At 46.6% G+C, this 13051-nt stretch carries 13 protein-coding genes; 8 read left to right on the top strand and 5 right to left on the bottom strand.

The features are described from left to right. Positions 1-7: 7 nt before the first annotated feature. Positions 8-649: a hypothetical protein gene (locus tag LZG94_RS09135; protein WP_233791607.1), complete on the bottom strand. Its 642-nt coding sequence runs from the start codon at positions 647-649 to the stop codon at positions 8-10. A 181-nt stretch (positions 650-830) separates the two neighbouring features. Between LZG94_RS09135 and LZG94_RS09130 the strand changes: the two genes are divergently transcribed. The 6 genes from LZG94_RS09130 to LZG94_RS09105 all read left to right on the top strand — a co-directional run bounded on the left by LZG94_RS09130 (position 831) and on the right by LZG94_RS09105 (position 5296). Beyond that, entirely contained in the window at positions 831-2090 is a 1260-nt protein-coding gene (locus LZG94_RS09130; protein WP_233791606.1) for a hypothetical protein, read from the top strand. Between the two features lie 588 nt (positions 2091-2678). Further along, on the top strand, positions 2679-3002 hold the full coding sequence (locus LZG94_RS09125) for a helix-turn-helix transcriptional regulator (RefSeq protein ID WP_233791605.1): 324 nt from the start codon (positions 2679-2681) through the stop codon (positions 3000-3002). A 7-nt stretch (positions 3003-3009) separates the two neighbouring features. After that, entirely contained in the window at positions 3010-3492 is a 483-nt protein-coding gene (locus LZG94_RS09120; protein ID WP_233791604.1) for an SRPBCC domain-containing protein, read from the top strand. A gap of 6 nt (positions 3493-3498) precedes the next feature. Beyond that, positions 3499-3882 carry a DoxX family protein gene (locus LZG94_RS09115; protein WP_233791603.1) on the top strand — a complete coding sequence of 128 codons (384 nt, stop codon included), beginning with the start codon at positions 3499-3501 and terminating at the stop codon, positions 3880-3882. A gap of 118 nt (positions 3883-4000) precedes the next feature. Then, positions 4001-4564 carry a DUF4256 domain-containing protein gene (locus LZG94_RS09110; protein WP_233791602.1) on the top strand — a complete coding sequence of 188 codons (564 nt, stop codon included), beginning with the start codon at positions 4001-4003 and terminating at the stop codon, positions 4562-4564. Between the two features lie 66 nt (positions 4565-4630). Continuing rightward, positions 4631-5296 carry a DNA alkylation repair protein gene (locus LZG94_RS09105; protein WP_233791601.1) on the top strand — a complete coding sequence of 222 codons (666 nt, stop codon included), beginning with the start codon at positions 4631-4633 and terminating at the stop codon, positions 5294-5296. Positions 5297-5310: 14 nt separating this feature from the next. Here LZG94_RS09105 and LZG94_RS09100 read toward each other — a convergent pair whose 3' ends face one another. After that, positions 5311-5874 (bottom strand): maltose acetyltransferase domain-containing protein, encoded by a 564-nt coding sequence (locus LZG94_RS09100; protein ID WP_233791600.1) that lies wholly within the window; start codon positions 5872-5874, stop codon positions 5311-5313. 157 nt (positions 5875-6031) lie between these two features. On the opposite strand from LZG94_RS09100, the gene LZG94_RS09095 reads away from it, so the two are divergent. Then, positions 6032-7000, top strand: a complete 969-nt coding sequence (locus tag LZG94_RS09095; RefSeq protein WP_233792090.1) for a ThuA domain-containing protein — start codon at positions 6032-6034, stop codon at positions 6998-7000. Between the two features lie 64 nt (positions 7001-7064). Here LZG94_RS09095 and LZG94_RS09090 read toward each other — a convergent pair whose 3' ends face one another. Continuing rightward, positions 7065-9197 (bottom strand): ATP-binding protein, encoded by a 2133-nt coding sequence (locus LZG94_RS09090; RefSeq protein ID WP_233791599.1) that lies wholly within the window; start codon positions 9195-9197, stop codon positions 7065-7067. Between the two features lie 219 nt (positions 9198-9416). On the opposite strand from LZG94_RS09090, the gene LZG94_RS09085 reads away from it, so the two are divergent. Next, positions 9417-9977 (top strand): DUF4142 domain-containing protein, encoded by a 561-nt coding sequence (locus LZG94_RS09085; protein ID WP_233791598.1) that lies wholly within the window; start codon positions 9417-9419, stop codon positions 9975-9977. A 108-nt stretch (positions 9978-10085) separates the two neighbouring features. Here LZG94_RS09085 and LZG94_RS09080 read toward each other — a convergent pair whose 3' ends face one another. Both LZG94_RS09080 and LZG94_RS09075 read right to left on the bottom strand, forming a co-directional pair. Next, a complete protein-coding gene (locus tag LZG94_RS09080) occupies positions 10086-11564 on the bottom strand; it encodes a PQQ-dependent sugar dehydrogenase (RefSeq protein WP_233791597.1) in 1479 nt (492 codons plus the stop codon). A 376-nt stretch (positions 11565-11940) separates the two neighbouring features. Further along, positions 11941-12963 carry an LLM class flavin-dependent oxidoreductase gene (locus LZG94_RS09075; protein WP_233791596.1) on the bottom strand — a complete coding sequence of 341 codons (1023 nt, stop codon included), beginning with the start codon at positions 12961-12963 and terminating at the stop codon, positions 11941-11943. Between the last annotated feature and the right edge of the window lie 88 nt (positions 12964-13051).

Genomic DNA, 13051 nt, shown 5'->3' with positions numbered 1-13051 from the left:
TCCCGGATCAATAAACAACGTAGTTTGCAAAAACCTGCTGACTAGGGTCTTTGTAATACATCCACATCGGTTTTAGTGTGAAAGTATAGGTAACCTCGCCCAGCTTCGGATCATTTTCTTTGGAAATGAATTTCATGCTAGGAGGCACACCGCCGGAAGCTGGATTATAGGATTCAGTGAGGTTAAAGCTCTCTGTGTCGAGATAGGCGGTTTGATTGTCGCGCAGCATTGGAAAATAGCTGGAAACACCCGAGAATTTCAGGGATACCGTTCCCTTTTCATCATCCCATTTGTGGGTAATATTGGTAGGAAGTGAGATCCGGGAGTTTAATGTAAATGCGCGCGCTGTGGCAGGAATTGTGTCATTCTCAGTAGGCGTACCGGCATAAAAGTTGACATAATCTTCATAAAAAACGAAGAATACATTATTTTGGTAAATCCTGGACAACGTATCCAGCATCAGATCCTCCGTTCCGCTACTACTTTCCCTCGTTGCCGCTGACACATAAAAAGGGGTCCGGAGTAACATCAGGTTATAAACTTCTTCTTTATTCAGCTTCGTATTTTGAGTGCCAACTTCCCGCTCGGCACAGCCAAATACGAGCATCGCAAAAAACATAATACATGCAAAGGAAAAGTGTTTTTTCATGGGATGGAATGTTTGTAGTAAATAACCAGGGAACGTCTGACGAATAGACACTTATTTAAACCAATATGCTGCGTGCTCCTACTTTGCGCACTGCATTAATTTTAAATAGATAGCAAAAAAACGCTAATCAATAACAAGTTTGAAATAGGTCTGTCGCTATATTTAGCGCAATTTCGAAAGCATGGCAAACATTGATAATCCTTCGGGCAACTGGCTAAGACGTTTCAAGAATGCAAAATTTTCGCCGCTTGAATATCTCCTTGCATTTTTTGTCCTGGTATATCTGGCGCTCGAAATGCATTATTTGTATGCCAGGCACGGAAGCCATTTTACGGATCTAACATTGTATTATGGTGCCGCTTCCAAGATACTCGACGGGCAGGTTCCTTACCGGGATTTTCAAATTGAATATCCAATCCTGGCATTAATTCCGGTCATTATTCCAGAATTCCTGAACCGCATTTTCACCGGCACGTTAAATGGCTATATTTTTTGGTTCGCCGCACAGAATATAACACTCGGACTTGCAGCCGGATATTTGGTCGCTGAAATAGAAAAGAATAATCATAAAATCATTGCGTACAGATACCTGGGCGTATTGCTGCTATCACTGCCGATTTTCCTCTTCCGTTTTGATCCGTTTCCTTCTTTTTTAACTGCACTAACACTTTATTATTTAGCTGGAAATCCTTTTATCTCTGCCTCAGCTATGATGATTTCCATCGCCACGAAATTGTACGCATTGGTGATGATTCCTGTCCTGGGCCTATATTATTTATTTAACCGGCAATTCAAAAAACTATTCATTCATGCAGCCGGATTTACTTTTATTCTCCTGCTCATTGTAATTACATTCTTTTGGATAGGCAATAATGCGATTGATGATTTTCTGAGCAACCATTTACTGAGAGGTATTCATCTGGAAAGTGTAGCTGGTGGTATTTTATTACTATTTCAGAAAGCCGGAATTCTGGATATTCAAATCATCCATAATTACGGCGCCTTCCATTTAGAAAGCGCCTGGTCAGATTATGCTTTGCAAATTGTAAAGTTTCTAACGCCGGTTGCATTTATAGCAATGCTTTGCTTTATTATCTGGGTTTTTCTGCGGGAAACGAAACGTAGCGGACACGTAAAAATCAAGACATTAATCCAGGCACTTCTATTACAGACGCTACTTTTCATCCTGTTAAATAAAGTATTCTCTCCCCAATATCTTGTCTCGCTGTTGCCACTGATTCCTTTCTGTAATAAGAAAAGCTACCTGCTTTTCGCATTCGCGTTAATGCTAACCGTCATCATTTTCCCCGGTCAATATTACGGTCTGATTGAAATGAAGTTGCTCATGATCGTCATATTGAATTTCCGGAATTTTTTGCTGGTATGGTTGCTGGCTGAGGTAGTGAGGGATGTTACCCCCAACCCCCTGGGAGGGGGCTAATCGTTGTTCTTACTAGGAGAAACGCAAAAGTCCCTTTAGGGATTTAGGGTAAATGAAAGAAGTTACCCCCAACCCCCTGGGAGGGGGCTAATCTTGCTACTTGCAAGGAAAAACGAGAAAGTCCCTTTAGGGATTTAGGGCAAATGCTACCCCCAACCCCCTGGGAGGGGGCTACTCATTGTTCCTGCTAGGAAAAACGCAAAGTCCCTTCAGGGATTTAGGGTAAATGAAAAACGCTACCCCCAACCCCCTGGGAGGGGGCTAATCCTGTTACTTGCAAGGAGAAACGCAAAAGTCCCTTCAGGGATTTAGGGTAAATGAAAAACGCTACCCCCAACCCCCTGGGAGGGGGCTAATCTTGCTACTTGCAAGGAGAAACGCAAAAGTCCCTTCAGGGATTTAGGGTAAATGAAAAACGCTACCCCCAACCCCCTGGGAGGGGGCTAATTGCGGTAGCGGCACCAGCCAGGAAAAACGCAGAAGTCCCTTCAGGGATTTAGGGTAAATGCACATCGCCCTCAAAAAACTACCAAAAAAATTTGCGAAGTCAAATGACTACACATATATTCGTAGCCAAATAGCTACATAATGAATTTAAGACGAGACGTTTTTCAAGCGATTGCCGACCCTACGAGGCGGGCGATATTGATGTTGGTTGCTTCACAAGCGTTGACGGCCGGTGCAATTGCTTCCAATTTTGATACTGCCCGGCCTACGGTCTCCAAGCATTTACAGATACTGACCGAATGTGAATTGCTGCAACAGCACCAGAGCGGCCGAGAAGTGTATTACCACATCAATGCGAAAAAGATGAAAGAGGTAGCCGATTTTATAGAACCATTTCGCAATATGTGGGACGATCGATTCAATAAATTGGAAGCAATTATGAAGAATTATAAACCTGAAAAATAGCTAATGAATGGAAAGAAAAACCAGAGTTCACGCAGAAGACGGTCGACAGGAAATTATTATTACGCGGGAGTTTGACCTGCCTTTGGAGCTGCTATTCAAAGCGTACGAAGAGCCGGAAATTTTTGCGCAATGGATGGGAACAAATGTGCTGAAACTGGAAAGTAAAAAACACGGCGCTTACCAGTTCGAAACGTCTGATCCGCAGGGAAATGTTGTATTTCGCGCAAATGGTGTGTTTCCGGAATTTATTCGGAATGAGAAAATCACGCGCACGTTTGAAATGGAAAATACTTCCGGTTCGGGGATGCAATTTGCTGTACAACTTGAATTTCTGGAATTTGAAAAACTAACCGATCAAACAAGTAAATTGACTATGCAGATCATCTACAAATCAATCGAACTCCGGGACCAAATGCTGCAAATGCCTTTTGCAAAAGGTCTAAATATGGCGCATAATAGATTACAGGAAGTTGTAAACAATTTAAAATAGCCGGTTATGTCTAGAAGAAATAAGATCATCTATTGGGTCGCTACGGTTTGGCTATGTTTGGGTATGGTATCGAGCGGTATTGTTCAGTTGATCCACCTGAAAGAAGAAGTCGATCTGATGACACATTTGGGTTACCCGCTCTATTTCCTGACGATTCTCGGCGTTTGGAAAATGCTCGGCGTGGTCGCCGTGCTCGTGCCGAAATTTCCATTAGTGAAGGAATGGGCTTACGCAGGCTTTTTCATCGCGATGTCGGGAGCTATCTTTTCCCACTTTGCCGCAGGCGACGGTGCCAAAGAGTTTTTCGGGCCGGTATTATTACTGGTATTGACAGTGGTCTCCTGGTATTTCAGGCCCGCCGACCGGAAGTTGCTACCGGTTAACAGATAGTAATAGAAGGTAAAATCCAAACACAGTTGACTTGTAATTTAAATTCGTGTGTATTCGTGCATTCGTGGCAAAAATTCACGCCACGAATACACGAATTTGCACGAATATCTATCCGATCATGAAAAATAAGAAACAGTTATCTTCTGAACAGAGCGCGGAGCTTATTGAAACTCTGAAAATCCGTTTTGAGAAAAATAAGAATCGCCACAAAGGTATAGACTGGGCGAAGGTGCAGGAAAAGCTGGAAGCCAAGCCGGATAAGCTTTGGGCACTCGATGAAATGGAAGTCACTGGCGGTGAGCCTGATGTGATTGGATACGATGAAAAAACGGATGAATTCCTATTCTGCGATTGCTCTGCGGAGACGCCGAAGGAACGCAGAAGCTGGTGCTACGATCGCGCTGCCTGGGAATCCAGAAAAGCGAATAAGCCGGAAAATACTGCCATGGACGCAGCTGCCGAAATGGGGATTGAAATGTTGACAGAAGAACAATACATTGAATTGCAACAACTGGGCGAGTTCGACTTGAAAACGTCAAGCTGGCTTCAAACACCGGCTAATATCAGGAAATTGGGTGGCGCAATTTTCGGAGACCGTCGCTTCGGCAGAGTTTTCATTTACCACAACGGCGCCGACTCCTACTACGCTGCCCGGGGTTTCCGGGGTCTGCTAAAAGTGTAAGAATGCGTGGCAAATTAGCATTCATAGTTAACTGATAATCAGAATAAATAACACCCCAAAAACACCATGACCCTATCCGAAACCCTGACCCAACTTGAATCGCTCGGCAGTGAAAAGATGCGGGAGTTTAATACGAAACATGGTGCACGTTCGAATCAGTTCGGCCTCAAAATGGGTGATATCCGTACCGTCGCAAAAAAGATCAAAACGGATCACGCGCTCGCACTGGAACTTTGGAAAACAGATAATATCGACGCGCGCCTCCTGGCTACATTGATCATCAAACCGGCCAAACTATCGAAGGAAGAACTGACAAAAATGGTTGAATCTGAACCCTACACGCAGGTAGCGGATTGGCTATATTCCTACGTGGTAAAGGATTATGCTGATAATGAATCACTTCGGGAAGGCTGGATGAATTCGAAGAATGTAATGCTGGCCCGCGCCGGATGGAGCCTGACAAGCGGCTGCGTTTCCCGGAACCCCGACAGGCTGAACCTTCCCGCGCTGCTCGACAGACTGGAAGCCGAAATGCCCAAAGCGGCACCGGAAGTACAGTGGACTATGAACAATACACTCGCCAACATCGGCATCCATTTTCCCGAGCACCGCAGCCGCGCCATCGAGATCGGCGAGCGCCTCGGCATTTTCAGGGATTATCCCGTTTCAAAAGGCTGCACCTCTCCTTTTGCACCGATCTGGATCAGGGAAATTGTAAGCAGACAAGTCTGACCCGCATCAAATTTTTATTCAGGAATCAGAGACCGGATCACGCGGCAGGGGTTTCCGGCGGCAAATACGTCGGACGGAATATCTTTTGTTACCACGCTTCCGGCACCAATAATGGTACGGTCGCCGATGGTCACGCCGGGATTAATTACTGCGCTTCCTCCAACCCAAACATCCTCTCCAATCGTAATCGGTTTCGCAAATTCGACACCGGAAGCGCGGGTTACTGCGTCGATCGGATGTGTCGCAGTGTAGATCTGCACATTCGGCCCAAACAGCGTCCGGCTGCCTATTTTGACATAAGTAACATCAAGCACTACACAATTAAAATTAAAGAAAACCCGATCACCTACTATCATATTGGTGCCATAGTCGCAATAGAATGGCGGCTGCAACCAGAGGTCGGTGCCTGCGTTCGGAATCAGCTGCCTCAGAAGTTCGGCCCTTTTCTCCGGTTCATCTTCACGACCATTATTCAGTTCCAAAAGCAGCAGGCGCGTCCGCGTCCTTTCTTCGGTTAATTCTGGGTCGAGAGCGAGGTAGAGCTCTCCGTCAAGCATCTTTTCTTTTTCAGTTTTCATGCCTTAATAATAGCGATAATTCCCAAAGGATCGAAAAACTAACGAAAACGTCGCGATAAGAGCAGGTCATTTTTGAGGAGATTTTTATCTAAATGCCTTTCATTTGCATAAGACGTTTTTAATCACAGTTCCCAATTTTATGTATTGCAGGTATATGATGATAGCAAAAAAATTCTCCGTTTTCTTACTCATTCTGGTAGGTTTGGGAAATATCTCCGTCGCTCAAAAGTCGCCGCTTCGGGTTCTGATCGTTGACGGGCAAAACAACCATGAACAGTGGCCCAAGATCACGGCGATGATGAAATATGATCTCGAACAAACCAAAAAATTTACGGTTGATATTCAGCGGACGCGCTACACCTGGCAGGGCGACAAATGGGCTGCACAATATCCGGTAAAAGGCGGTCCGGAAACCCAGCCTTTGAAAGAGCCAAAAATGGATTCTGCATTTCATCCCAAATTTGCAAACTACGATGTGGTGATCTGCAATTTCGGCTGGAATGCCGCACCCTGGTCGGCGGCGGCTCAGCAGGATTTCGAGAAATTTATGAAGAACGGCGGCGGCCTGGTTGTCATTCACGCAGCTAATAATTCTTTCCCAAAATGGCCAGCCTATAATCAGATGATCGGATTAGGCGGCTGGGGCGACCGGACTGAAAAAGACGGTCCCTATGTATATTATGACCAAAATAATAAGCTGATCCGCGACATTAAGCCAGGAAATGCAGGCTCGCATGGTGCGCAGGCGGAGTTTGTCATCACTGTAAGAGACTCCAAACATCCGATCACAAAAGGGATGCCCGAAAAATGGCTGCACAGCAAAGACGAGTTATACGACCGCCTTCGTGGCCCTGCCGAAAACATGCAGGTACTGGCCACCGCTTTTTCACCAAAAACTAATAACGGTACCGACCGCAATGAGCCGATGCTGCTGACTGTCCAGTACGGAAAAGGCCGGATATTCCACATGGCGCTGGGTCACGCTGATTACTCAGTGGAATGCGTCGGTTTTATCACCTCTCTGCAACGAGGCACCCAATGGGCGGCTACCGGCAAAGTGGATATTCCGATACCGAAAGATTTCCCAACAGAAGATAAGGTCAGTCAGCGAAAATTCGATCAATAGCAGGAATGCAAAAAGAGGATCAGAACAAGTCAGATCCTCTTTTTTTGTGGGTGCAGTCGGCCACCTACCGGCGCGCGCCTGTTACAGTGAGGTAGCTGCTTAGTACGGCGATTAAATTGCTTTCTTCAAATGGTTTGGGCAAAATTTCGTCCATTCCTACTGCCCGGTAGCCGGCCAGTTTTTCTTCTTCCGTATAACCTGTAAAACCAATCACTGGCAATCCCGCCTTTGTGCTGCTTTGGTGCGAGCGAATGCGTTTGGTAAGCTCCACTCCGTCCATTACGGGCATATCAATATCTGTGATGACCAGATCGTACGTATTGATTTCGAATAGGTCAAATGCCTGCTGGCCGTTCTCGGCAAGATCATAAGTAGCGCCCAGCTTGTCCATTATGCGGCTGATCAGGATCAGATTCATTTTCGTATCGTCGGCGATCAGCAGTTTTTTGTCCCGGAGATCGGCTTGTAATTTTAATTTAGCCAGCGGTTTTGCCTCGATTCTGCTGCTATGTTCAGTTATTTTCAAAGGAATGCGGACCGTGAACTCCGATCCCACTCCGAGCACACTAGTTACACTGATCTTCCCGCCGTACAGGTCGACAATCCTTTTGCAAATCGACAATCCAAGTCCGGTACCGCCCTGCCGGGCCCTCGCGTCGCCGCTGCTCACCTGAATGAAATCGTCAAATATAGAACTGAGGTTTTCCCTGGCAATCCCAACACCCGAATCCTTTATGCTGATCACAAGTATCCCTTTTTCCTTAGTAGCATTCTCAAAACGAGCCTTCACATCTATACTGCCATTCTCCGGCGTAAACTTGATCGCGTTCGTCACCAGGTTGATGACGACCTGCCTGATACGAAAATTGTCACCGAGCAACGCGATACTATTGTCCATATCCAACTGCGTTTTCATGCCAATATGCTTCTCAGCTGCCAGCACAGACAACAGCGACACGGATTGCTGCACCAGTTCTGCCGGCTTGAAAGGCTCGTTGAACAGGCTGATAGTCCCGCTCTCAAACTTCGAAAAATCGAGGATTTCGTTCACCAGCGAGAGCATGATCTGGGATGCACTTTTAATAGAATTCACATTAACCTTCATATCCTCGTCCAACTTTTCAGGCTCGATCAGATTTGAAAAACCGATAATTGCATTCAAAGGCGTGCGCAGTTCGTGGGTGATCTGTGCGAGAAAATCTCCCTTACTTTTACTCGAATCCGCAGTCATTCTTGCGAATGAAAGGATCGTAGCGTCCTTCTTATAAAGTTTGACCAGATTGAAAATGATCACCACCGCCAGCAAGAACACCAGGGGCACCGCCGCCCACATCAGCAAATTCATTTCTTCCGATTTCACCTGGGTTGCAGTAAGCAGCGAGCTCCGCAAATCCTGCGTGTCCTGTTTCTCACGATTCTTTATATCCTGCAATGCTTTTTGAAGATTTGCAAACAGCAGGCTGTTGATTGCCAGCAATTGTTGTTCTGCCTTTCCCAGCTCCCTCCGCGCCTTTTCGATCGATGCCTGGTTTTTCAGAGGTGCAGGCACTACCACCACTTTCACAGAATCCTGCCTGATGATCGTGTTTGTATGCGTTTTCAGAATGGCCTTTTCGGCGGGCTGTTCGTCCCGGATCGCGTCCATAAGGCGCTTCACAAGTTTTCTCTTAGTTTTTCGCGGAGTTATTTCAGTGGAGTCAATCGCTTCTGCCCGGGTACTCGTCTGTACCTTTGCGGCTGGCCGGAGTTTATTTGAATGCGTTATTTCTTCGGGACTCAGTGAAAATGTGAGCAGACTGTCGACAATCAAACGGAGGTTCACAAACTCCTGATTTTTACGTTGTTTCTTTGATATCAGCCTGTAAAGCTTCTTTTCCCGATTTTCCCGCTCATTTTGATATTGTTGTAAAATGGCATTAACCGTTTGAAGCTGTCTGGTATAAGCTTTCAGGTAAGCCGAATCCTGTGTGACCACAAAAAACCGGCTGTTGTTCTCGGCGGAATAAAGTATGGAAATACAGGTGTCGATCTGGTGATAACTATCTTTTTCAAGCTGCAATGCCGCGATGTTCGTTTTGATCGACTCTGACTTGGATTGGGTAAGAACTGTAATGAAAGCAAATAGCGCGAGCAGGATCGTCAGCACCGCTGTCCATGCAAAAGTAGCCTTTGAGTTGGTGGGTAGGTTGTTCTTCATAGGCCAACTAATTTTATTTCATGAGGGAAGAGTAACCGTTGCCATCGGTGTCCGGGAAATAACATTACAAATGTAACTGATTTGAATTAGTTGTAACCAGCGATACCTTACTTATCGAATCCATTGAGACAATTTCTGCCCACTTTTTACAGATCGTTGCTGGCACAAATTTTTACAACGCGCAATCTTTTCAATATCAACAATCTATAAAAAACGCTTATGAAAAAGTTAAGATTAATCCTTTTGCTGGTGGCCGGTTCTTTCATGGCCGTATCTTGTAACGACGACGACGATGACAACGGCGGTACAATGCTACCTGAAGCCGACAGGACTTTTGTGATCAATGCAGCAGATGGTGGCATGTTTGAAGTGAGATCCGGAGAATTGGCAGTCGCAAAAGGCGACAGCACGCGCACGGGAATGGTAATGGGATCAGATTCAATGAGTATTAAATCATTTGGCCAAATGATGATCACTGATCATACCAAAGCAAACAATGAACTAAAATCTCTGGCCGACAAGAAAGATGTGGATGTACCGACCGCACTGAGCGCCACAAAGCAGAAGATGCTCGACAGTCTGACTGCCGCCACTGGACCTGCATTCAATATGTTGTATGCAAAAATGATGGTAGCATCGCACAAGGAAACGGTCGCTCTGTTTGAGAAACAAGCGGCTTCCGGCCAGGATGCAGAGCTGAAATCGTGGTCTACGCAAAAGCTGCCCGTATTGAAACACCACCTGGAAATGGCTGAAATGATGCACGAGGAAGTAAAGTAACTTTTTTAGTTACTGGTCAGGCATTGAATCAGATTACTTACACAATCGAAATGCCTGTGAAAAGCAAGAATTTGCTGGTCACAGGCTTCTCGTTTAGCGGCATTCTGCCTAAGGCTTAAATGTAAACTCAATGATCGCTCCCTCTTCGGTTGATTCTTCAGGATTTTCGCCGGAAGGGCCGGAGGTGACGGCGGATTTGTCGGTTATGGCATAAATTTTAAGTCCGTCGGCGGATACTGCCACGTCGCGATAGCGCACTTTACTTGCGAAATAATCCCTTTCTTCCTCAATACCTGTGTAGGTCGCATTGAGTTTCAGTCTGACTATTTTCCCTTGTTTAAGAGAAGAAACGAGCAACGAATTTTTCCATCCGGGTATCGCTCCCGACGTGTAAGCAGCAATTCCAGAAGGCGCCAGCGACGGCCACTCCGGGCTCTCTTTACCTGATCTGATCGTGTCAGCGAATGCAAGAAGCCGCCTGTTTTTGGTACCAAAGAAACTTTTGATCGGCGGCTCGAAGTTTTTGAGCTGCTTCGCATTTCGCTGTTCGTTTTCAATGAAAGGATAAGTTGTGTTCCACTTGCCCGGCAAACTGTCCCTGTTTGTAACACCCGCCGAAAGCCCGTTATAATTCCCGTCTGCAAAACCTATTACCAGCGGGTGACCGTAGTTCCGGCCGCGTTTGATGATATTGATCTCATCGTCGGAAAATGGTCCGTGTTCAGACGAAAAAATAACCGGCTTGCCATTCACGTTGATTTCAGCCAGCCCCTGCGCATTCCGGTGCCCCAGCGACCACACTGCGTTTTGTTTGGTTTTGTTAAATGGATTATCGTCGGGAATCCACGAATCTATCCGATCGGTATCCTTGTCGGGTTCTGTATTGAAACGCAGCATCTTACCTTCATACACATTCAAATCCTGCGCGTAATTAGTTCGGGCGGCGTTCTTAAACTGCCCGGAGCCCATATCTCCCACGGAATAAAACAAATAGGCGTTCCCATTGATCGCCGAAATCAGCAGCCTGCCTCCGTTATGATCATTGCTACCTGAGATCTGGTCACAAACGGTCTCTGGTTTTTCCAGCTTTTTACTTTCCACATTATAGGTGTAACGAACAATTTTTGTTTTAAAATGAAAACCTTGATCCTGAGGACCCTGTCCGTCGCCAGGCCTGTCTTTTCCCTCAAAATCGTAGACGAATGCCAGGTAAACAAACGGTTTTCCGTCCAGCAGATGAGGATGAAGCGCCATGCCCATCAGCCCGCCCTGAGGTGCGGGTTTGCCGCCGTCGATCGAGTCGCTGACTTTGTCGTAGTTGGGGAAAGTCTTCTCCGAACTCAGATCGGCAAGCACCTCCTTATTCCCCGTCGCGGGGTCGACCCGAAGCACGCGATACTCCTTCGATTCCGTAACCCACAAATGCGCATCGGGCCCGAAAACGATCTCCCAGGGATCTGAAATACCTTTTGCAATAACCCTTTTCTCAAATTTCTCTTGTCCCGGCTCCTGAGCGGGAACAACTTCTGCTGTCGCTAAAAAGCAAAATGCGAGCAGGTAAAATGGCAAGCCTTTATAAAGTGACATGGATCAATACGGAAATATCAATAGTAGGTTGAGACTTCCGGGCACCTTATGAAAAGCATGCCAAATTGCGGCGCGGGGGGGAGTGCATGTACCCCTAAATCCCCCGAGGGGGACTTGGCTTTGCAGTACGGCTTTTTCCTTAGCCCCATTGGCAGATCGCATATTACCCCTAAATCCCCCGAGGGGGACATTACTTTGCAGCACGCATTTTTTCTTAGCCCCCTTTAGGGGGTTGGGGGTAGGTTACCCCCAAATTCCCCTGAGGGGGACTTTACTTTGCAGTTCCGGCAAAATACCATGATGGAGTTTCGTAATGATCTCCTACGCGCGCGAATAATAGGCCCGAAATAAGCGGGCTACACGCAAGAACACTAAATCAGGAAGTTAGTACACTTTCAGTCTGTACGCTTTTCAAGATCTCATAACTATGGATGCGAGCGTCTTGGTCGTAAATGTGGCTGGTCACCATCAACTCATCGAGCTGGGTATGTTTTTGAAAATAAGCCAGACTCCTGCCGACTTTTTCCCGGTCGCCGATGAATGTATACTTCATCATTTCTCTCACTGCAGCTTCTTCATATTCTCCCCAAAGTCCGTCCATACTATCAACGGGTGGTTGCAAAGGCCGGCGCTTGCCAGTGATAATGCCCGTAGCCAATTGGTAGAAAGAGGTCGCAAGCCGCTCGGCTTCCGCGGTGGTATCTGCGGCGATCACATTCACACAAGCCATTACGTAAGGCTGCGCGAGATATTTCGACGGCTTGAAATTCCGGCGGTAGAGTTCGATTGCTGTCACAAATTGTGTGGGTGCGAAGTGGCTTGCAAATGCATATGGCAATCCTAAATGCGCCGCCAATCGCGCACTATCGGTACTCGAACCCAGGATCCATATCGGTATTTCAAGTCCTTCGCCGGGAATAGCGCGCACTTTGGAGTTGCTGTTCTCTGCTGAAAAATAGGTTTGCAATGCAACCACATCGTCTGGAAAATCCTGAGCCGATTCCATGTAATTACGTCTGAGTGCGCGGGCCGTAACCTGGTCAGTTCCCGGCGCCCGTCCAAGTCCCAGGTCAATGCGATCTGGATATAGCGACGCGAGGGTACCGAATTGTTCGGCAACGACCAGCGGCGCGTGATTAGGCAACATAATGCCGCCGCTGCCCACCCGGATCGTTTTTGTACCGCCGGCAATGTAACCGATCAGCACCGACGTCGCCGAACTGGCAACGCTTGCCATATTGTGGTGCTCAGCGAGCCAATATCTTTTATAGCCCAATTCTTCGACACGCTGCGCGAGCCGGAGGCTATTTTTGAAAGTTGTTGCTGCATTATTTCCATCCGTGATCGGTGCGAGATCAAGAATGGAAAACGGTATATCCTGAATAAGTTTGTCTGCCATGATGATTTACTAACTGTAAGAATGCTGTTAGTAAAAAACATTTTATTAGCGTCTGAGTTCCGCAGTTGCCAGGTGTTAAGTCACTTTT

The organism is Dyadobacter sp. CY343, assembly GCF_021390335.1.
Taxonomy (GTDB): domain Bacteria; phylum Bacteroidota; class Bacteroidia; order Cytophagales; family Spirosomataceae; genus Dyadobacter.
The sequence above is the reverse complement of the archived record's forward strand: the minus strand, read 5'-3'. Positions and strand labels throughout refer to the sequence as shown.

Bases quoted from the DNA above. Each gene is read 5' to 3' on its own strand.
- LZG94_RS09135 (WP_233791607.1), bottom strand. From the start codon at position 649: ATGAAAAAACACTTTTCCTTTGCATGTATTATGTTTTTTGCGATGCTC.
- LZG94_RS09130 (WP_233791606.1), top strand. From the start codon at position 831: ATGGCAAACATTGATAATCCTTCGGGCAACTGGCTAAGACGTTTCAAG.
- LZG94_RS09125 (WP_233791605.1), top strand. From the start codon at position 2,679: ATGAATTTAAGACGAGACGTTTTTCAAGCGATTGCCGACCCTACGAGG.
- LZG94_RS09120 (WP_233791604.1), top strand. From the start codon at position 3,010: ATGGAAAGAAAAACCAGAGTTCACGCAGAAGACGGTCGACAGGAAATT.
- LZG94_RS09115 (WP_233791603.1), top strand. From the start codon at position 3,499: ATGTCTAGAAGAAATAAGATCATCTATTGGGTCGCTACGGTTTGGCTA.
- LZG94_RS09110 (WP_233791602.1), top strand. From the start codon at position 4,001: ATGAAAAATAAGAAACAGTTATCTTCTGAACAGAGCGCGGAGCTTATT.
- LZG94_RS09105 (WP_233791601.1), top strand. From the start codon at position 4,631: ATGACCCTATCCGAAACCCTGACCCAACTTGAATCGCTCGGCAGTGAA.
- LZG94_RS09100 (WP_233791600.1), bottom strand. From the start codon at position 5,874: ATGAAAACTGAAAAAGAAAAGATGCTTGACGGAGAGCTCTACCTCGCT.
- LZG94_RS09095 (WP_233792090.1), top strand. From the start codon at position 6,032: ATGATAGCAAAAAAATTCTCCGTTTTCTTACTCATTCTGGTAGGTTTG.
- LZG94_RS09090 (WP_233791599.1), bottom strand. From the start codon at position 9,197: ATGAAGAACAACCTACCCACCAACTCAAAGGCTACTTTTGCATGGACA.
- LZG94_RS09085 (WP_233791598.1), top strand. From the start codon at position 9,417: ATGAAAAAGTTAAGATTAATCCTTTTGCTGGTGGCCGGTTCTTTCATG.
- LZG94_RS09080 (WP_233791597.1), bottom strand. From the start codon at position 11,564: ATGTCACTTTATAAAGGCTTGCCATTTTACCTGCTCGCATTTTGCTTT.
- LZG94_RS09075 (WP_233791596.1), bottom strand. From the start codon at position 12,963: ATGGCAGACAAACTTATTCAGGATATACCGTTTTCCATTCTTGATCTC.